The sequence below is a fragment of the Microbulbifer sp. GL-2 genome, assembly GCF_007183175.1.
Classification (GTDB): Bacteria; Pseudomonadota; Gammaproteobacteria; order Pseudomonadales; family Cellvibrionaceae; genus Microbulbifer.
Genome location: NZ_AP019807.1, coordinates 934,859 through 958,075 on the forward strand (window position 1 = coordinate 934,859; position 23,217 = coordinate 958,075).

Consider the following 23,217-nt stretch of genomic DNA (forward strand, 5'->3'; position numbering starts at 1 on the left):
CCATGACTGAAAAAAATATCATGGGTGGTGAAGATATCACTGAATACGAGAACGATATAGCAATTATTGGTATGTCTGGCCGCTTTCCAGACGCTGCCGATGTGGAGAAATATTGGGAGAATCTTAGCAATGGGGTCGAATCGGTAAGATTCTTTGACCATGATCAGCTCAAAGCAATGGGGATTGATGAACATCTACTAGATAATCCAAAGTTCGTGGCTGCAGATGCGGTTCTAGATCACATTGACCTCTTCGATGCACGTTTCTTCAATATGTCTCCGCGCGAGGCCGAAATTACCGACCCGCAGCACCGTCTGTTTTTGGAGGCAGCTTGGGAGTTAATGGAACGTTCTGGATACTCGCCACAGAAATACAAAGGTCGTGTAGGTGTCTATGCTGGAGCTGCATTAAGTGGCTACATGATGCGTAATCTCAAGTCTAACCCCGGATTAATTGAGCGCTTGGGGACCTTCAAGATTATGCTTGCCAACGATAAGGATTTTTTATCGACAAAAGTTTCCTATCAAATGGGTTTCACAGGCCCCAGTGTCAATGTAAATACCCTTTGCTCATCCTCTGCTGTTGCTATTCATCTCGCTGCTGAGTCTCTGCTTAATCATCAGTGTGATTTAGCAATGGCTGGTGGAGTCTCGTTACAAATTACACGTAATGAAGCATTCTTCTACCAAGAAGGAAAAATCGGCTCTCCAGACGGCCACTGTCGTGCATTTGATGAGCGGGCTGCGGGAACTGTAAGTGGCAGTGGGCTTGGTATTATCGCTTTACGTAGACTTGAGGACGCGATTACTGATGGAGACAACATTCTAGCCGTATTAAAGGGGACAGCAGTTAACAATGATGGAAGTGGTAAAGCCAGCTACACTGCGCCTAGTGTAGATGGTCAAGCCGAGGTTATTATTGAAGCACAAGAGCTAGCCGGTATTGACCCGGATACAATTACCTATATAGAGGCACATGGTACCGGCACCCATCTTGGTGATCCCATAGAAGTTGCGGGTTTAACAAAGGCATTTTCTCGGCAGACACAAGATCATCAATTCTGTGCTCTCGGTTCAGTTAAGACCAATATTGGTCACTTGGTAACAGCTGGAGGGGTTGCCAGTGTTATTAAGACTGTTCTTGCTCTACAAAATCGCAAAATCCCAGCAAGTCTAAATTTTGAGAGAGCCAACCCAAAAATCGATTTCGTAAATAGTCCCTTCTACGTCAACACACATCTATCGGAGTGGAGTTCCCGCAATGGAGCACCATTACGAGCGGGAGTTAGCTCTTTTGGTATTGGGGGTACCAACGTTCATATGATTTTAGAAGAAGCCCCTGACCAACCAACTGGAGATGAAGGAAAACCTTGGATGTTTTTCCCATTGTCGGCTAAAACTGATACATCTCTCCAGAAAGCACGTGAGAAACTGGCAAATTTTATTGACAAGAAACAAGGTTTTGATCTCGCTGATGTAGCATATACGTTGCAAGTTGGCCGTAATGATTTTGAGTTTCGTAGTGCTTATGTGTCCGACAGCTCAGGTACATTATCTACTCTTCTAAAGCAAGACTCCACCGAGGGATCATTCCATGGGGTGCAAAAGCCCATTAAGAGAAATGTGGTATTTATGTTTCCTGGTCAGGGAGCACAGTATGCTTCTATGGGGCAAGATCTCTACCAAAACGAACCAATATTTCGGCATTACTTTGATCAATGTGCGGCCCTATTTCTAAGTCATCTTGATACCAATATAACTGAAATTCTATTTTCAAGTTATCAGGTAGAGGCGGATGAAAAGCTCAAGCATACGATTCTAACTCAACCTGCACTATTCTCTGTTGAATATGCACTAGCCAAGTTATGGCAACATTGGGGCGTAGAAGCTGAGGCCATGATTGGTCATAGTATTGGAGAGTATGTTGCAGCTTGCCTGTCAGGGGTATTTTCTCTTGAAGATGCTGTAAAACTGGTTTCTCACCGTGCGAAATTAATGTCGGAGGCACCCAGTGGGGCCATGCTCTCAGTGGCTCTATCGGCACAACAACTTGATGGATATTTAACCCCTGACTTGTGGATTGCGGCAGAGAACGGAGTATCTACGAGTGTTATTTCTGGAACATTAGAAGCCATCGATATCCTTGAGGCTCGACTACACAAAGAAACGATTCAGTCTGTACGTCTTCACACTTCCCATGCTTTTCATTCTGGTCTTATGGAAGAAGCATCAACTAATTTTTCCAAGATTGTTGATAGCGTAACTCTAACAGCTCCGACTACTCCATTTATCTCAAATGTAACCGGTACATGGATTACACCCGAAGAGGCATGCGACTCAGATTATTGGGCCCGTCAATTGAGAGCTCCAGTAATGTTTGTAAAAGGCATGGATACCATTGCTGAAGTTTCCGAGCGGATTTTACTAGAGGTAGGGCCCAGCAATGTTTTGTGTCAGCTATCACGACAGTCTGCCTCCCGTTCGCTGAGAGCAATACCAAGTATGCCATCAGCCAAGCAGCGCGATGCCGGATATCGATATCTCATGGAAGCCATGGCACAGTTGTGGTTAGTTGGGGTTGAGCCAGATTGGGACAAGTATTATGAAAATATACACCGCATGCGTGTGGAGTTGCCGACTTATCAATTCGATCATCAGAGTTATTGGATAGAAGAGAAACGACAGTCAGCATACAATACCCAAGCTAACCAAGTTGTAAAAAATTCTGCTGAATTAAAAGAAGTCATTGATTCAGGGAAACTAATTGAAAGCGGACTCATACCAGTTGAAATTGATTGCAGCGAACTATCAAGTGATCCTTTCGAAAAAAGGCAACAATTTGATGAGGTTCTTAAACTCTCAAAAGAAATCAATCAACTTATAGAGAAGAGCTCTGCAAATTCCTCACTCTCTATCCGCGTCGCGCCGTTGAACTTGGAATTAGTAACCGATGATCAAATGGCCGAGGATGTTCTTCAGTATGCGGACCGAGGAGAGGTCTCTACAGCATTTGTTGGAGCCGAAACTGAAACCCAAAAGCTTCTGGAGTTGCACTGGCGAGAGATTTTAGGAATTCGAGAAATTGGCATTAACGATAACTTCTTTGATATAGGAGGAAACTCGCTTCTTGCAGCTGCGTTAGCAGTCAAACTTCGAGCCAAATTCCAAGTAGAAATTCCTCTCGCTGAATTACTTGAGCGGCCTACAATTGCACAACTAGCCGATCTTCTCGACACAAAACTCTGGTTAATGCACTCCGATCAAACTGACATAGAAGATAGTGCTTGTGAGGAGGGTAGTCTGTGAATTTGTTTACGTTACTTGCCCAACTCCGGAAATCTAATATTCGCATTTGGCAAGAAGATGGACAATTAAAGTTCAAGGCACCGGTCGGTGCCATGACATCAGAATTTAGGAGACAAATACAGGATGAAAAAGCAGCCCTAATCGAATTACTAAAGCAACAGGAATCAGAATCAACAGATTTACAGTTTGAGCCAATCCCTCAGTGTGATCGATCTGAAAGGCTACCCCTAAGTGCCAGTCAAGAATCACTATGGGTTATTGACCAACTATCCCCCGGAGGACATGAATACAATATTCCGGCGGTTCTTCGTTTGGAAGGAAACCTTAATGTAGAGGCTTTACATTACGCTGTAAATACCATTGTTGAACGACATGAGATATTACGCACCCGATATAAGCAAGACGCGATCGGAGCATATCAAGTTATCTCTGAAAATATTAAACTCGAAATCCCTATATTGGATCTCAGAAAGTTAAAACGTGAGGAACGTCAAGAAACAGCACAAAAAACTATTCATGAATTAGGGGCAAAAGGATTTAACCTCGAACATGATCTAATGTTACGTACTCAACTAATTCGTTTAGAAGATAATCTACACTTATTTATTTTCTGCACACATCATATAGCTTCCGACGGCGGCTCTCTTTGGATTCTAACCCATGAACTAAGTACACTCTATACAAATCAAGTATCCGGGAGAAGCTTGCCTTTACCTTCATTAGGTGTTCAATATGCTGATTTTGCTTGCTGGCAGCGCCAGTGGTTGGCAGGCAAAAAAGCAAATGAAGCCCTTGGGTTCTGGAAGAATACTTTGGGTGGAATCCCCGATGTCCATAGTTTACCACTTGACCGGCCTCGACCAGCACGCCAGAGTTTTTGCGGTAAGCAATACCGCCAATTTATTTCCAACGAACAAGTTAAGCTTTTAAATACTTTCGCCAAAGATAAGGGGGCAACCACCTTTATGGTGCTGCATACCGCATTGGCAGCCTTACTATATCGCTATTCTCATGATCAAGACATCATAATTGGTACACCGATTGCAAACCGAAATCACCCGGAACAAAGCCGCCTAGTAGGTTTCTTCGCGAATACGCTAGTACTGCGTTCAAAAATTCTACCTACTACTACTTTCGAAGAGCTGCTATCAGAAAATAAAGAGTATCTACTTCAAGCTTACCAAAACCAACAACTACCTTTTGAAACTCTAGTTGACGCTATTCAACCAGACCGTTCTCTCAGTAGTAACTCCCTTTTTCAGGTAATGTTGGTTTTACAGAACAATCGACAAGCTGTGCTCGATTTGTCGGGGCTAACCCTTAGTATTGAGCATCAAGACAATGGCACCTCAAAATTTGATCTGACTTTGCTCATCAACATTACCGACAACGGATATTGTATTGACTGGGAATATGCTACTGACCTCTTTAATGAAGAGACCATCGCAAGAATGTCAGTTCATTTTGGGTTACTTCTTAAAGCTGTAACTACTAATCCCAGTACTGTAATAAGCTATATTCCTCTGCACACAACATTAGAGCGACATAATCTACTAAGTGAGTGGAGCTCACCAAAAGAAATTCCAATTCCTTACGAAGGATTACATCAGCTATTTGAACAGAAAGCTCGATCCATACCGGAAGCTCCGGCGGTAACTCAAAATGGAGATGAATGGAGCTACGAGGCACTAAACAGTGAGGCGAATCGCTTAGCTCATATCCTCATAGAATCCGGTGTCAAACCAGACGACATTGTCGCCTTTTGTATTCCTCGCAATGTCTCCATGCTCATAGCTATATTGGCGATTTTGAAAGCCGGAGGATGTTATTTACCTCTGGATACATCATATTCTGATGCCATTCTGCTAAAACGTTTATCCTCTGCACAACCTGCTTTGGTTATTACAACTCGTGAAACGGATAAACGCCTAACTACATCTGAAGCATCTCGAATTTGCATTAATGACACAGGCTTAGTCGTTAGGCTAAGTGCTGCATCTACTACCAATCCTGAAGTTCCATTCTGCTCTGATCAGTTGGCATATGTGCTATCAACATCTGGATCTACTGGTGAGCCAAAACTCATAGGAATGCCTCACCTCCCGCTTGTCAATCTGATTGAAGCCATGAGGAGTGATTGCCCTCAACTTACAAAGGCGCATACCGTATTGCAATTTGCGTCTATTAGTTTTGATATGAGCTTCACCGACATATTCCTGGCATGGTCTGGAGGTGGTAAGCTCTGCTTGATATCAGAGTCTGAAAAAACAGATTTAGATGCACTAGTTGGAATTTTACAAACCGAAAACGTGTCTGTTGTTAATTTTCCATACTCACTTCTACAAGCTCTTACTCATTACTGCAACTCCAGTAAACTGCACTTAGAAAATCTTAAAGTAGTCATATCTACAGCTGAACGGTTACTAGTGACTGAAGAAATTCGTAATTTTTTTGCACGTCATCCGGACACAAAATTACTCAATCACTTTGGACCTTCAGAAACACATGTCTGCACTTCACTAGTAATGACAGGAGATCCGCAGAGCTGGAGCGACATCCCTTCTATCGGAAAACCCATTGCAAACGTACGTTGTTATGTACTAGATGAAAGCTTGAATATTGCACCTCTAGGTGTTTATGGTGAACTGTATGTTGGCGGCATTGGCATTGCTCGTGGTTACCTTAACTTGCCAGAATTGACTAGCAAGCGCTTCCTTGATGACCCCCTTGTAGCAAAAGTAGGGGCCAGAATGTATCAAACAGGAGACACCGTTCGTTGGCTGGACAATGGCGAACTTCAGTTTCTAGAAAGAAAAGATACGCAGGTGAAGTTACGCGGATTTCGAATTGAACTTAGTGAGATCGAAACTGCACTATTAAAATATTCAACAGTATCTGATGCAGTCGTCGTTTTTGATGAAGAACATAAGCAATTAGTAGCTTATGTAGCTGGAAAAGAAGCTATCAATAGCTCCACCCTTAAGGAATATCTGAGGGAGCAGCTACCTGAATATATGATGCCTTCAGCTATTTCTATCCTAGATCGACTTCCATTAAACACTAACGGAAAGGTTGATAGAATTGCTTTGCCAAAACAAGAATTCAGTCAGACTTCAACGGTTAAGTATGTAGCTCCATCGACTAATAATGAGAAGCAACTTTGTAAAATCTGGAAGGAACTGATATCGACAGATAAAATAGGTTTAGATGATAGTTTCTTCGATATTGGTGGTCACTCACTTTTAGCTACTCGATTAGCAGTTCTGATTCGAGATTATTGGCAGGTCGATTTTCCAGTACGTAATATCTTTGAAAAACAGACAATTCGGGGACAAGTATTACTTATCGAAGATGCTGACTCAACTAGAGTATCACCTATTCAGAAGCTCAAAGATAACGAACCTAAGGTTTTGTCTTTTTCACAACAACGTCTATGGCTTATTAGCCAAATCAACCCTTTATCTCCACAATACAATATGCCTGTTGTTCTCACCTTCGATGGAGAACTCGACTATGACGCTTTACAAAAAACACTAAATGCCATTTTAGTTAGGCATGACACCTTGCATACCGTGTATCGAGCTAATGAAAATGGAGAACCATACCCGCTGATACTTGACGCTCCCGAGCTACCCATAGCGTTCATTGATTTGTCAACTCTTTCTGAGGAGGTGCAAAGTCGAGAGGTCGCTCGATTGGCCAAGGAGGAAGCATCTGCACCTTTTGACTTAGCCCAGGATCTCATGATTCGCGTCTCTCTCATTCGGCTCGGAGCTGAAAAACACACCTTCTTGGCTACAGTACATCATATTGCTTCAGATGGCTGGTCAATTGCAGTATTCACCAAAGATATTTCGAATTTATACACCGCATATGTTCATAATTTAGATGATACTTTGCCAACTCTACCGGTCAACTACATGGACTATGCCGCTTGGCAAAAAGCTTGGCTGACTGGTGAAGTATTACAGGAACACCTTAATTACTGGAGAACGCAGCTGGACGGTATACCAGTCTTACACAACTTGCCTTTAGACAAAGTTAGACCGGTAAACCCAAGCCACGAAGTTGGATGTGTAGTGCATGAAATGTCAAAGAAAAATTCTAGACAGCTACACCAGTTTGCAAGAGATCATGACGCCACTCTTTTTATGGTACTCAGTGCTTGCTTTGCAGTTTTTATTAATCGCTATTCCAGCGAGCACGATATAGTCTTTGGCACTCCTATAGCTAATCGTGAACACGCCGAGCTTTCAGGTTTGGTCGGTTTTTTTACAAACACTTTGGTGATTCGATTAAATCTCGCAGATCAAGTTACTTTTTCACAGTTAGTTCAGCAAAGTAAAAGAACATTACTAGAAGCGTATGAACATCAACAAATGCCTTTCGATAAGTTAGTAGATGAGCTGCAACCGCAAAGAGATTTAAGTTTCAGCCCACTGTTCCAATTAATGCTAGCACTTCAAAATAATGAAGATACATCTTTTGAGCTCCCCAAACTTTCTGCAAAATCCACTGAAACAAAATCTTCAGGAGCCAAATACGACCTGCTACTTAATGTTACGGATGATAATGAAACTTTGAGTTATGTCTGGGAGTATTCATCTGACTTATTCAACGAAAAAACTGTGCGGCGTATGTCCAAGCACTTTCATACCCTTCTGCAAAGCGCCATATCCTCACCAGACACGCAAATTGGCAACCTACCGCTTCTTAATAATGAGGAGCTTAACCAAATAGTCCACGATTGGAACGATACAAGAGCCGAATTTCCACAAACTCTCTGCTTGCACCAACCATTCGAAATGCAAGCACAGGCCACACCTAACGCAATTGCAGTTGTGTTCAGCGAACAGCAGCTCACATACCGGGAATTGAACTATAATGCGAACAAAGTGGCCCACTACTTGCTCAAATGTGGAATTAAGCAGGGTGAGCTTGTAGCAATCTGTGTTGGGCGTTCACTGGAGATGGTAATTGGTCTATTAGCCATCCTTAAAGCAGGAGCCGCTTATGTTCCTTTAGATCCCTCTTATCCTATAGAGCGCAAACATCGAATAGTAGAAAAGGCTGACGCTAGGTTTGTATTAGTTGACGATGATAACTTTCAGGATTACTCCTCGACTATATCTATCAATCAAGCATTGAATACTGAACGCTTTGATAACCCTTCCAAAAGGTCAATAACCTCGGATCGAGCCTATGTTATTTTTACTTCAGGTTCTACTGGTGAACCCAAAGGGGTAGTGATTTCTCATAACTCAGCAGTAAATCTCATAACGCTAATTAATAGACGTTTTAATATATCTCAAGATGACTGTGTGCTATGTATCACATCCGTTGGGTTTGATTTATCTGTTTACGATATTTTTGGAACTCTTGCCACTGGTGCAAAGCTGATAATATCTTCCGCTGGGGATGAGTTGGAGCCTCGCAAGCTGATTTCATTGATTGAGAGAAATAATGTTACATTTTGGGACTCTGTGCCTAGCACTCTCAATATGCTAATAGATTACATGGGCCTTACAGATAGGCAGAACGAGCTGACAACTCTACGCCTAGCATTCTTAAGTGGGGATTGGATACCTACCGCCCTACCCGCCAAAGCAACTCAGTTCTTTCCAAACCTAAAAGTTATTGGCTTGGGGGGTGCCACGGAGGGAACAGTTTGGTCGAATTTTTATCCGATAGAGGGTGATGTAAGTCACTTACAGAGCATCCCTTATGGACGACCACTGGATAACAATACGTTCTATGTACTCGATAAGTACCGTCAACCAGTACCATTAGGTGTTGTGGGTGAACTCTATATCGGTGGACTAGGGGTCGCACAAGGTTATCTCAAGGACACCAAAAAAACCACAGCATCTTTTGTTAAAAATCCTTACCACCCAGATTTAAATGTTCACATGTATCGCACCGGTGATCTAGGTAGAATTTTGCCGACTTCAGATGGACTGCCAGGAAATATGGAGTTTCTTGGACGACAAGATCACCAAGTAAAAATACGCGGTTTTAGGGTGGAACTAGGGGATATTGAATCATGTTTACGGCAGCACGAACTCATTAAAGAGGTTGTAGTAATTGCATCTGAATCAGCAACGGGTTTGATTGCATATTTTACGTCCACTTCAGATGTTCAGGCAGAGCAATTGGTCCAGGAATTGAAACGTCATACTTATACGGAACTACCAGAGTATATGGTCCCTTCCTGTTTTATCCATATTGACGCACTTCCACTTAGTGGAAATGGAAAAATAGATCGTAAAGCACTTCCGAAGCCTAATTTTGATGATGTTAGTTTGCAGGATGCAATATTACCGGAAAGTCAAACCGAGGCCCGAGTTCTAGAGATCTGGGAAAAGCTTCTTGGCTTGACAGGAATCAGCGTGATTTCAAGCTTCTTTGATGTAGGTGGGCAATCCCTCTTGGTGACCCGTCTTGCTGCAGAAATATACCGCGAGTTCACAGTCGAACTCTCTACCAGAGTGCTCTTTCAAGCTCAAACTATTAAAGAACAGGCAAAAATCATCGAGCGAGAACAAAAATACTTACATGTTATTGATGATGTAGATCACTTGTCTGAGGCTGATCTTGATAAATACCTAGCTGAACTCAGTGAAGAGGAAGTGTGAGCACTATGAAAAATCAAACATCTGAGTTATCTCTAGAAGAAAAGCGAGAGCGTTTAAAGCGGGCTCTTATCAAGCGAACAGCAAGTTCCGCTCGTACAAAGCTACCGCCTATTGAACCCCGTACCAATCGATTGATGTCACAACTGTCTTTCGCTCAAAGAAGATTATGGTTAATTGACCAGATTGATGGCCCTTCAAGTAAGTATAATATTGCAGCAGTCTTCCACTTAGATGGAGACCTCAATCTTCGAGCAATGGAGCATTCTCTGTCTGCTATTATTGAGCGGCATGAAGTTCTGCGCAGTGTATATCGTCCTGTTGATAATGGAGACATTGCGCAGTTTCTACTACCTCATGAGGCAGTTCAACTACCTCTGACTGATATCTCCGATCTACCAGAAATCGAACGGTCGGCAACCTTATCGCAACTAATTACTAAAGAGGCAAACTTAACCTTTAATCTCTCCCAGGACCGTATGCTTCGTGCTCAAATTATTCGACTAGCAGTTTCAGAGCATCTACTTCTTGTCACAATGCATCACATTGCGTCGGACGGCTGGTCTATTCCGATCCTAGTCAACGAACTTAACAATCATTACACCTCCTTCGCAGCTGGTCACCGAAGTAATCTTCTCCCACTAAAAATCCAATATTCAGACTTTGCGGACTGGCAAGCTAATCATACTGGAAAGCAACTGCTGGAACGTCAATTGGAGTATTGGAGAGAGCAGTTAGTAGATCTCCCAGCAGTACACAACTTACCACTTGATCGACCACGCAAAGCTGTCTTTAGGAGCCCCTCTAGAAAGGTTACTCACCGGATTGAACAGTCAATTGTTGATAGGTTGACCAGTATTGCACAAGAAGAAAATGCCACTTTATTCATGGTTTTAAGTGCAGTTTTTACTTGCCTAATGTATCGATATTCTGGTGATAAAGATATCGTTTTTGGTAGTCCAGTGGCTAATCGAGAAGCGTCTGGTACAGAGGGAATCGTAGGCTTTTTTGTCAACACTTTGGTTATTAGAACCCAATTGGAAGGTGACCCCAATTTTCATAGTTTGCTATGCACTATTCGCGAAACACTGCTTGAGGCTTATGAACACCAGCAAGTTCCTTTCGAGCAGCTTGTAGATACCTTAAAGCCAGATAGAAGTCTGAGTTACACCCCCTTATTTCAAATAATGCTGGCACTTCAAAACAATGTTACTGGTGAATTTTCATTACCTGGACTCAAACTGACCCCTTTCGATGAGGCCCCTAGTAATAATATTGCAAAGTATGACCTGACTGTAAATATGGTCGAAGGCAAAGACGGTCTCATTATTCATTGGGAGTACGCAGTTGATTTGTTTGATGCTGAGACAATCACACGAATGAGTGAACATTTTGGTCGAATGGTCGAATCTGTGGTTCACTCTCCTAGCACTCCAATCAGTCACTTGCCATACTTAACAAAAACAGAAATTGCTGAAGCTGTAGACAACCCATGTGTTAACGATAAGGAGTACGATGTTGACGCACCTTTAGCACGCCTTTTTGAAAGTCAATCAGCTATCCATCCGGGGGCAATAGCGGTTCGAATGGGCGCTACGGCTCTCACCTATGGAGAACTGAATAAAAAGGCAAATCGTCTTGCTCGGATGTTGCAGTTGCAAGGAGTCACCAATGGAGATCTTATTGGCCTCTGTATGTATCGCTCTTACGAGCTCATCACCGCTATGCTGGCCATCCTAAAGGCTGGGGCTGCTTATGTTCCACTAGATCCTTCCTATCCTGAAGAACGCTTACATACCATGATCGAAGTCGGTCACTTGACTTTAGTGATCGCTACACGAGACACCGTAAATGTAATCGGTAATTCCTCCTGTAAAGTTCTTGAACTTGAGGCTTTTGAAGATCTAGATCACCTATGTGAAGAAGATCTTACTGATAGCGAAACGACTTCAACACCGAATGATCTCGCATACGTTTGCTTTACCTCTGGCTCAACTGGTCTCCCCAAGGGGGTAATGACAGAGCAACGCTCTGTGGCCAGTTTGGTTAAGAGCGGGGCCTTCATTCCACTTAGTAAGGCCACAAAATCCTTACAGATTTCATCAATTTCTTTCGATGCCGCTACATTCGAAATATGGGCTCCCCTACTTAACGGTGGTGAGCTCATTTTATACCCTGAAGACATCTTTGACCTAAAGTGTATGAATTCAGAAATTGAGCGCCATGGTGTCAATACAATATTCCTCACAGCATCTCTTTTCGAGCACTGGAGTCGAGCTTTACCACCGTCAACTTCGTTAAAATTCCTTCTTGCTGGTGGGGATATTGTTAATTTTGATGCGGTTCACAGAGTTTACAAACATTTCCCTGAAATCCAAATTTATAATGGCTACGGCCCCACAGAGACTACCACATTCTGTAGTTGCTACCCCTTCCCACGTAATGGCAAATTTGAACGTGGCGCACCTATTGGTGCTCGTCCACCACGAAGCTCTACATCGTATTCTTGCAGCACACCTCACGCCAACCTGATCGTTCTGGACGAAAAACAACAAATAGTCCCTCAGGGAGTGATTGGGGAGTTATATGTAGCCGGTAACGGCCTAACTCGAGGATATATTGGACAAGCTGAGTTGAGCCGCGAAAAGTTAATTGAAATTGCTCTCACCTCACCCAAGAAACAAAAGCTCTACCGAACAGGCGACTTTGTTCGCTGGCAAAACAATGGTACTTTGGAGTTCGTCGGGCGGAAGGATTACCAAGTAAAAGTCCGTGGTTTTCGTATCGAACTCCCTGAGATCGAGCAGGCTCTGCGTTGTGACCCTGACGTACAAGACGCAGTAGTGACAGTGCAAGATGAGAAAAATCACTTAGAAGCCTATCTACTTTTCGCTCCGTCTACAGGCTCCAATGATAATGCAGCGATAGGGAAATCCGTCCGTAATCGACTTCGCAAAACCCTGCCTGACTACATGATACCTGCGGTTCTACATGTAGTGGACAGCTTCCCTTTAAATAAGAACGGCAAGGTAGACCGGGGCCGCTTAGCTACCTTGGATACTCCTAGACGGCTGGGTGCCACCCACGAAGCGCCAGAGACTCCAGCTCAAGCCACTCTCGCCACAATCTGGGGAGAGGTTCTGGGGCACCAGGAAATTGGCATCCGAGAAGCCTTCTTCGACATCGGTGGAAACTCCCTAACAGCAACAAAGATGGTGGCAAAGGTCCGCGAGTATTTTGGCGTGGATCTACCCTTACGTGCGGTTTTTGAACACCAAACTATCGACGAGCTGTCCGGGATAATTGAGCAATCCGAATCCCAAGCACTTGACAAAGTCGTTGCAACTGGAGGTTCAAACAACTGGCCTCTGTCGTATTCCCAAAATCGCCTCTGGCTTATCGATAAAATCTCACCTGGCAGCATCCAGTACAATATGCCTATTGCTATGGAGATGGTTGGATCGCTTTCTGTTCCCGCTCTTAATTATGCTCTGAATCAAATTCTATCACGACACCAGATTCTGCGTACTACCTATCACGACCTCCCAGAAAAAGGGGTTCGGCAAATTGTTCAGAAAGCTCAGCCAGTACCCCTTGAGATTCATGACTTTTCAATTTATGAAAAAAAGACACGTCGACAAAAACTAAAATCTGTTGCCGCCGATGAGGCAATGAAACCTTTCCACCTTGACCGTGACCTAATGTTAAGAGCGGAACTAGTCCGACTCGAAAGCGATCATCATGTCTTACTAGTAAACATGCATCACATTGCCTCTGACGGCTGGTCCATCAGCGTTTTAACAAATGAGCTAGGTATACTATATCGTGATTTTATCACTGGTAACTCCTCCCTAAAGCCGTTAGAGCTACAATATCCAGACTATGCAGTATGGCAACGGAAACGATTACAAGGAGAGTACCTAGCTAAAAAATTAGATTTTTGGAAACGTACTCTTGAAGGGACTCCCCCCCTGCACCAGCTCCCCCTTGACTTCCCAAGACCAGCAGCTTCCAGTTTCAAAGGGGCAAACTTCTACCAAAAAATTAATACGGTAAAACTTGCAAAGTTGCAAGCCCTAGCCAATGCACATAGCACAACTTTATTTATGTTATTGCAAACGGCTTTCGCTTGTCTCATTGCCCGATACTCAGGCGAGGAAGATGTAGTTATCGGCTCGCCCATTGCTAACCGAGAACAGAATGAGTTGGCCCCTCTTGTTGGATTCTTCGTAAACACTCTTGCTTTGCGTACTCGTCTTGACGGCAACCCGTTATTCTCCGAACTGTTAACACGCAACAGGGCTCATATTCTTGAAGCATATGAACATCAACAAGTGCCCTTTGAGATGCTCGTAGAGGAGCTAAAGCTCGAGCGTAGCCTAAGTCACAACCCATTATTTCAGATAATGTTTTCCCTGCAAAACAACGAACAACAGGAATTATCCCTGGGTGATTTAACCTTAGATTACATCCAGCCGGAATGGCCTATTGCCAAGTTCGACCTCAATCTGACAGCTTCTGAAACGCAAGATGGGCTTGCCCTGGTTTGGGAATACGCTACAGATCTGTTTATGGAAGATAGCATCCGAAGAATGGCAGATTGTTTCGCCGTTTTATTGGACAGTATTCTTACAACACCAAATATTCCCATATCTGAACTCCCTCTTTTATCTGAAAAAGCCAAGGGTAACTATTTTGAGATTGTGAGTGGGTATCGAGACGATACGGTTGAACCAATTTGTCTGCATAAATTTGTTGAGCTTCATGCTGCAAACAAACCGAATTCAATTGCTGTTGTTTTTGGTGATGACCATTTGACTTATGGAGAGTTAGAACTACGCGCAAATCGAATCGCCCATTGTCTAATTGCCCGTGGAGTCATTCCCGATGATCGAGTGGGTCTACTCCTAGAGCGCTCGCTGGACATGGTGGCCGGAATCCTGGCTATTTGGAAAGTTGGAGCCGCATACGTTCCATATGACACAGATTATACCGATGCGATTATTGCCGAACGTATACGTGCAACCGCACCGTGTCAGGTAGTTGCCTCAACAGCCACTCTCAGGCATCTCCAGGAAGTACCTGCAGTAGTATTAGATAAGGATAATTTTGGAGGTTATCCTGACACTGCTCCCGAGGTTACTGTAACCCCTGACAACTTAGCTTATGTATTGTCGACCTCTGGATCTACTGGTGAACCCAAGATGATCGGCATGTCCCATCGTCCGCTAGTTAACCTTCTCCGCACAATGCACTGGGATGCCCCTGCACTTGGTAGTCCTATGACCACCCTCCAGTTTGCTTCGATCGGCTTCGATATGAGCTTTACTGATATTGGCTTAGCACTTTTACATGGTGGTCGTGTAGTTATGATAGATTCAGCCACCCGGCTTAATCTGGACCGCCTAGTAGAATTGATATGCCGTCAATCAGTGACAGTAATGAATCTGCCCTACTCACTACTCCAAGCATTAACCACTGAGGTTCTGGAGCGAGATTTATTTTTGGAGCAGGTAAAAGTAATCCTATCTACTGCCGAGCAACTGAAGATTACTCCTCAGATCCGCACATTCTTTAAACGCCATCAACATATCCAACTAATCAATCACTACGGTCCTTCAGAGACTCATGTATGTACGACACATTTGTTGTCAGGCCAAAGCAAGACATGGCCTGAATTACCGTCTATTGGTCGCCCGATAGCAAATATAGATGCTCATGTCTTGGACGCGCACCTAAAGCCTGTTCCCATTGGCGTCGTTGGGGAGCTACACATTGGCGGTGTTGGATTATCACGCGGCTATCTTTCTCGAGATGATCTAACAGCAAAAACATTCCTAACCGACCCGTTTAACACTAACAATAAGACGGCCAAACTTTACAAGACTGGAGATCGCGTCCGCTATCGAGCCGACGGCACTTTGGAATATCTGGGAAGACTAGATACTCAGGTGAAACTACGAGGCTTCCGTATAGAGCTAGGAGCTATAGAAACTGCTCTCTCCGGTCATTCTGCAGTTCGCGATAACTGTGTATTAGTAGATGAGAATAGTCAACAGCTGGTGTCATTTGTAGTGTCAAAGAAAGAGTCAGGATTAGAAATGACCTTACGTCAACACCTAAAATCGCTATTGCCTGACTACATGATTCCCACGGCCATCGTATTACTGGATGACCTACCTCTAAATAGCAGTGGCAAAGTCGACCGGAAAAAGCTCTCTCAGTACGAACTAAGTGATCTGCTGAACACCGGATATGTAAAGCCAGAAACTGATACGGAAATTCGACTGTGTAACCTATGGCAGAAATTGCTTGGCCGAGATTGTATTGGAGTCAAGGACAATTTCTTTGCTATCGGCGGACATTCTCTACTTGCCACACGATTAATTACTGAAGCCCAGTCCATATGGGCAATCGACCTATCAATTAAATCTGCGTTTGATTACCAAACAGTAAGAGACCTCGCTCAATTCATCGACGAGGAAAACCGCCTGAACCAACTCACACAGAACACGGACATTCGTACAAGGGGAGAGGAAACATGGGAAATTTGAGTATTGCGGATCAAGTAAAACAGGATGGGCTCTCTATTCATCGCCAATGCTTCAGTTCTGAGGAAATTGTTGCAATCAATGAGCACATTGCGCGCTATATTGAAGAACCCCATCCGGGAATAGTTCGTGAAGATGACCGAAAATCAATACGAGGTATCCATGGTCCACATCTTTACGATAATTTCTTTAGGCAATTGGTGGCCGACCCTAGACTCCTTGGACCAGCTGAGGAATTCCTCGGTGAGCCATGTTATGTGCATCAATTTAAAATTAATATGAAACAACGGATGAAAGGTGAGGCTTGGCCCTGGCATCAGGACTATATTTTTTGGAAAAATGGGGATGGTATTCCTCGTCCAAATCTAATTAATGTTGCGATTCTATTGAATGATGTAGATATGTTACACGGCCCACTCTGCTTAATACCTGGCAGCCATAAATTTGGAGATCTCTCTGAATCCTCAAAAAATACAGGTGATTGGGAGCAGGACCTATCCAAAGATTTGACTTACCAAATCGGTCATGCTGATATCGATCGTCTGGTTCGCGATAATGGCGTCAAGTACCTTACGGGGGAGGCAGGCGATGTGGCCCTTTTTGATCCGATGGTGGCCCATTCTTCCTCTGTGAATCTTTCACCTCAAGACCGAGTCCTACTTATCGTTACCTATAACACAACCTCAAATACTCCAAGGCCAGATCACAACAAGCCACGTCCAGAGTTTCTCAGTGCAAGGGATTTTCGACCTCTTCATCAAATCGCCAATCGCCGCGTAACTGACCAAGTGATTGAACCTGTTTTTCATGAGTTGGTGGGAGTGGAAGATGGGAATTAAGCAGCAATTGCTGGCCCTGGCAGACTTGGGGGTCAAGGCCCGCGTAGTCGGCGATAAGTTAGTTTTCGAGGGTAATTTGGAAGCAATTAACCACGAGACCCGCTTGTTCCTTAAAAAAAATAAGTCTGCAATTATTGACTTCCTCTCTGATCGTATCCGAAAACAGCCCCTTACGATTCCTCGAGCACAAGGAAATGAACAGCCATTATCTTTTGCCCAACAGCGATTGTGGTTAGTACACCAGCTAAATCCAGAGGGTAATCAATACAATATGCCAATGGCAATTCGGCTTAAGGGGGATCTACATGTAGGGGCGTTTCATCGCGCATTTTGCCGAATCGTAGAGCGCCATTCAGTCCTACGTACAGTATTTAAAGAAAATGAATTTGGAGATGTCAGACAGGTAGTCCTTGATCACAACCATCTAGATTTACCACTTATTGATCTCTCTAGTGATTCGACACCGGAACCTACTGTTAGCAAGATCATTTGTAAGGATCTCAACACACCATTTAACCTTGAGCAGGACCTAATGCTTAGGGCTTCGCTTATTCGCCTGTCTGAGAGTTCTCATATACTACTCATCAATATGCATCATATTGTTGCTGATGGTTGGTCCATGAGCCTTTTAACTCGGGAACTCTTTACTTTATATGAATCATTTACTCTTGGAGATCCCGATCCTCTGCCAACTTTATCATTGCAGTACTCCGATTACGCTGCTTGGCAGCGAGAATGGTTAAGTGGGGAGCGACTTGAAAAACAATTAAGTTACTGGCGACCTGCGTTAGCAGGTATACCAGCGATTCATGAGCTACCACTTGATTACCCACGTCCGGCAGTAGCTACGTTTCGCGGTGGTAGATATACACACTTTCTGCCGGCATCATTAAAATACCGCCTTCTAGAACTTGCCCAAGCTCATGATGTTACACTATTTATGTTGATGAATGCTGCTTTCGCAACATTCATCTCACGCTATTCTGGCTCTACTAATATTGTCATAGGGACACCTGTTGCAAATCGAGACCACTCTGAACTTGCCTCTTTGGTGGGTTTCTTCATCAACACGCTGATCGTACGTTCTGACTTATCTGATAACCCTACATTTATCGAGTTACTTAATCAGAGTCGGGAACGTTCATTAGCAGCCTATGAAAACCAGCAGGTTCCATTCGAAAAACTGCTCGAAGAAATACAACCTGATAGGAGCTTAAGTCATCAGCCTGCTGTCCAAATTCTACTATCACTGCACAATAATGAGAAAAGTGATATCAATCTTACTGGACTTCAGTGCGAGTACCTTGAGCAAGACGGTTACCAAGCACGATACGATATAACTTTAAATGTTATGGAGCAGGATGATGGAATTTTATTTTTGTGGGAGTATGCCCTAGACCTGTTTAAGGAAGGGACTGTGAAGCGAATGTCTAGCCATCTTGAGGCATCGCTTGAGAAGTTTGTGGAAAATCCCCGGTGCCGAGTTTTAGAAATTGATTTTCGCACTCCAACCGAACACACATTACTCCTAGAAAACTCAGTATCTCATCTCGACAAAGATGTCTTACAGCCACTACATCAGTTTCGTATACAAGTAGGGAGGGCACCAGAGGTTCACGCTCTAGTCTCAGAGACAGTAGCTCTAACCTATAAGGAACTTGATCAGAAATCAGACTGTTTGGCTCGCTATTTACTAGAGACGGGAGTTGAGCCTGGGCACCTTATTGGCCTCTGTGCTGAGCGCTCCGCGGAACTTATCGTTGGCCTGTTAGGTATTTTAAAAGCTGGTGCTGCCTATGTACCACTGGAAGCCAGCTTGCCAGAGGAAAGACTGGGTCATATTATGAATGATGCTGATATTGATCTGGTTTTGATTCAGTCTCACCTATCAGCAAAAATTCCACTTACTGCTGCAGACATACTACTTCTAGATGATGCAGCTAGTGATGAATGGCTCAGTGGTTATGGCGGAGAAGATACTTTACCTGGCATGGAGGTTCAAAGCAAAGCAGCCGCCTACGCAATCTATACTTCTGGTTCAACAGGTAAACCAAAAGGTGTGCTAGTCTCCCACGGCAATCTCGGCAACTACCTCGCTCATTCCAGGACATATTCTGAAGGAACAACTGGAGCAGTACTTAGCTCTACCCTTGCTTTTGATGCTACTGTCACAAGCCTATTTACTCCGCTAATGACAGGAAAGACGTTATTTGTATTATCAGAGTCAAGCTCCGACATTGAGGGCTTAGCAAATTTACTCCGAGATTCAACGGATCCCTTGCTATTTAAACTCACTCCTGCTCACATGGAAGCCCTGATACCCTTATTAGAGGGGATTAACTCGCCTATAGCCCACCGTCTTATCATTGGAGGAGATCAATTAACAGCAGCACTGATTTCCCGATGGCGGCAACACATCTTACCCAAGGCAGAGTACGTAAATGAGTATGGTCCCACTGAAGCGACTGTAGGTTGTGTTGTTGAAATTGTATCGAACTCACTCCCAATAGCAGGCGCTGTTCCAATCGGACGCCCTATCCCCAACACTATTATGAGAGTGCTTGATAATAACTATCATCCAACACCTATTGGCGTTTTTGGAGAGCTGTTCATTGGAGGGGCAGGCTTGGCGACCGGCTATCTCAATAAACAGAAACTGACCAACGAGCGCTTTCCGAGGCTCGATGCAGGTGACGGCCAGGTTCGACGATATTACCAGACCGGGGACCGAGTCCGCTGGTTGGACGATGGTCGCCTCGAGTTTGCACAGCGTTTAGATAATCAAATTAAACTCCGAGGTTTTCGTATTGAGCTAGGAGAAATTGAGTCACTAATTCTAGGATTTACCTCAGTTAGTCACTGTGTAGCATTACTGCATGAGGGCCTTAATCAAATCGTAGCGTTCGTCGTCGGTATTTCTGAAGAAACAGCACAACGTGATCTGACTCACTATGTCTACCAGTCTCTCCCCAGTTACATGGTTCCAACCCAATACATTTGGTTGGCCGAAATCCCTTTGACAGTGAACGGAAAAGTTGATCGGAAATCACTTACTTCAATGGTGTCAAGTGCTATTGAGGGGACAGAATATCAACCTCCCCGTAATTATGCAGAACAGATTGTTTGTGATGCATGGGCAAAGGTTCTCAACAGGAAGAAGGTTGGTATTCAAGAGAATTTCTTTAGCTTAGGAGGAGATTCTATTCGAGTAGTTCAGGCAGTACGTTACTCTCAAGATAGAGGCGTCCAATTTTCAGTAGCAGATGTCTTTGCCCATCAAACTGTTAGTGCCCTATCTTCAAGCGGCCTACTCACCAATATCGATGAAGTAGCAACTAAGGTGCCTTTGGAGTTATTATCTAATAATCTCCCCGAGCAATATTCTCAAAATAGTGAGTATGACTTCTATCCTGTCACTTCACTACAAAAGTGCATGCTTAAATTGGCAAGCAAAAGCTCCCTGGAACCAGGAATTTACCAACCACAGCTTTTGTTTGAAATACATGGCGTAGCAATAGATGCCGTTATCTTTCGCCAAGTTGTCTTGTACCTTATAAATAAACATGACGTTTTGCGAACCTCATTCCGGAAATCGAAAGAAGGGAAATATATACAATTTATTCGGGATAACATCGATTTTTATGTTACAAACCACAATCTTACCGGAAAATCAGAAAACACTAAAAATCAGTATCTTCACGATTTAATTGAACAGGATACCAAAAAACCATTCCTCCCCGAGTCAGGTGAATCTCTAATTCGCATACATCTTTGCAATCTCTCTGATAAGAAGCACAGTCTATTTATTTCAATGCATCATGCTATCGAAGATGGCTGGGGTTTTATTGAGTTAATGCAGGAAATGCTAACTCTCTACCACAAAGTGGCTAATGGTGGATCCCTCCCCTATTTGAAACCATCTAATGTGTTTAAAGAGCGTGTAGCTCTAGAGATTGAAGCTAGTGAGTCCGATCTAGCATCAGATGCGTGGCAACAATCTCTCTCCAATTTCGCACCTATGCCTCCAATACCTTTGCGGAAAAGCTGGGGCAATGTAGAGCCTAACGAATTAGAATTTAAAGTTCCTGAAGGCTTAGCCAAAAAGCTAACAAATTTTACACGCGATAAAAACATACCAGCTAAAAACATTCTATTGCTGGCATACATGGAAACACTATCAGGACTTTTAGCAACGCATAACATAACAGTAGATGTTGTTACTAATGGGAGAACTGAACGCCTCTCTGACCCAATGCATGCTTTTGGTCTCTTCTGGAATCTATTACCAGTAAATCTCCTGCTGGGTGAAGACCAGTCAGAGAATCTAGTAGAAATAGGTAATCAGCTTTACCACTTGGACACTTATAGTATGTATCCTCTTGATCGCCTTGCTGAAACCAAAGGTGTCGAAGATCTAACTTATGCTTCTTTTAATTACGTAAATTATCACAACTCGGTACCTATCGACACTGTAATGGAAGGTGCTTCGATTTCACTCCGATATACTCGGGATCGTTTCCATCATGCCATCAAACTATTTATATCTGCCGCTCCCATAGGAAATGACATCACTTGCAAATTGGAATTTTCACGCCAGCATCTATCGCCAAGCCAGATTGAGTTTATCCATCATGAATTTATAGGTAAGCTTGAAAAAATATGCTTATCTGTCAGCAAAGTGTTAATAAATCAAAAGGAAGAAGTATGACTATTGAAGTAAACAAGCTGGAAGGGGATTTTTCCAAGGGAAAATTAATACCGGAGGATATGAAAACAGGAGCCCTATTCCAAGTTGATGTGAATCCCCAAGGTAAAAAGACATACGATTGGATTCAAAAAAATAACGTTATCATTAATAACATTCTCAGTCACCACGGTGCTTTGTTGATTCGGGGGTTGCCAATTGGCGGCAGTCGACAGTTTGGAACTTTACTTCAACAAATATTCGGTATGGAACTACTCCCTTATATCTACAGATCTACACCTAGAACAGAACTCAAAGGTCATGTATTTACTGCAACGGAATATCATAGCGACCTGCTTATCCCACAGCATAATGAAAACTCGTACAGCAACAACTGGCCTACTCGCATTGGATTCCTTTGTGTTGTAGATAGCGATACAGGGGGCGCTACACCTATTGCCAATAGTAGAAATGTCTACCTTGATATTCCTCTTCCTATCCGTGAGAAGTTTGAGTCCAAAGGCGTCATGTACGTACGGAATTATTCGGATATCGATTTACCTTGGGATGTTGTTTTTGGCACCAAAGATCGCTCTGAAGTGGAACATTTCTGCTTGAATAATAATATAAATTGTGAATGGAGCAAAGATGGATCACTTAGAACAACCCAAGTTAATCCAAGTTTCATTGTCCACCCTGAAAGCAAAGAGCGTATATGGTTCAATCAGGCACACCTCTTTCACATTTCTAGCTTGGACAAGCAGGTTACCGAAGATTTGCTAAAGGTTGTTGGCACTGATCGACTACCAAGGAATGCCTACTACGGTGACGGCAGTGAGATAGAGCCGGAAGCTTTGGAGTTAATCCGAAAATCCTATGAAAAACATACCATTCGATTTTCATGGAGGAGAAATGACTTACTGCTACTGGATAACATGCGTTTTAGTCATGGTCGTGAAAGTTACATAGGTGACCGAAAAGTACTTACTGGCATGGCGGGACCTAGCTCATTTATTAGCAACAGAATATTTTAACGAGAAACTCTACACTTAAATTTTGGATAAACCCCAGTAGTAGCGTATGATCCGTTAATCTTTGAACTTATCTGCGTCAATCAAGTTAAAAACAACTCATTTGGTTCAAGCAATAACAATCTTGTGTGAAATTTGTCAGGATTGACGCAAGGGAGTATGTGAAACATAAGGC

At 43.4% G+C, this 23,217-nt stretch carries 6 protein-coding genes; all 6 read left to right on the forward strand.

What is annotated here, in order from left to right; translation table 11 throughout:
• The first annotated feature begins 2 nt into the window (after window positions 1–2).
• From GL2_RS04190 to GL2_RS04215, 6 genes are read left to right on the forward strand one after another with little or no spacing between them, the layout of a single operon-like run.
• Entirely contained in the window at window positions 3–3,305 is a 3,303-nt protein-coding gene (locus GL2_RS04190) for a type I polyketide synthase (RefSeq protein ID WP_143729440.1), read from the forward strand.
• Complete coding sequence (locus GL2_RS04195) at window positions 3,302–9,940, forward strand: non-ribosomal peptide synthetase (RefSeq protein ID WP_143729441.1); 6,639 nt, start codon at window positions 3,302–3,304, stop codon at window positions 9,938–9,940. The genes GL2_RS04190 and GL2_RS04195 overlap by 4 nt, the downstream gene beginning before the upstream one ends.
• 5 nt (window positions 9,941–9,945) lie before the next feature.
• Complete coding sequence (locus GL2_RS04200; protein ID WP_143729442.1) at window positions 9,946–16,491, forward strand: non-ribosomal peptide synthetase; 6,546 nt, start codon at window positions 9,946–9,948, stop codon at window positions 16,489–16,491.
• On the forward strand, window positions 16,479–17,327 hold the full coding sequence (locus GL2_RS04205; RefSeq protein ID WP_143729443.1) for a phytanoyl-CoA dioxygenase family protein: 849 nt from the start codon (window positions 16,479–16,481) through the stop codon (window positions 17,325–17,327). Before GL2_RS04200 ends, GL2_RS04205 begins: the two co-directional genes overlap by 13 nt.
• Window positions 17,317–22,035 (forward strand): non-ribosomal peptide synthetase, encoded by a 4,719-nt coding sequence (locus tag GL2_RS04210; protein ID WP_172621054.1) that lies wholly within the window; start codon window positions 17,317–17,319, stop codon window positions 22,033–22,035. The genes GL2_RS04205 and GL2_RS04210 overlap by 11 nt, the downstream gene beginning before the upstream one ends.
• The gene (locus GL2_RS04215) at window positions 22,032–23,045 is read left to right on the forward strand and encodes a TauD/TfdA family dioxygenase (protein ID WP_172621055.1); all 1,014 of its coding nucleotides are present in this window, start codon (window positions 22,032–22,034) and stop codon (window positions 23,043–23,045) included. Before GL2_RS04210 ends, GL2_RS04215 begins: the two co-directional genes overlap by 4 nt.
• Window positions 23,046–23,217: the final 172 nt, after the last annotated feature.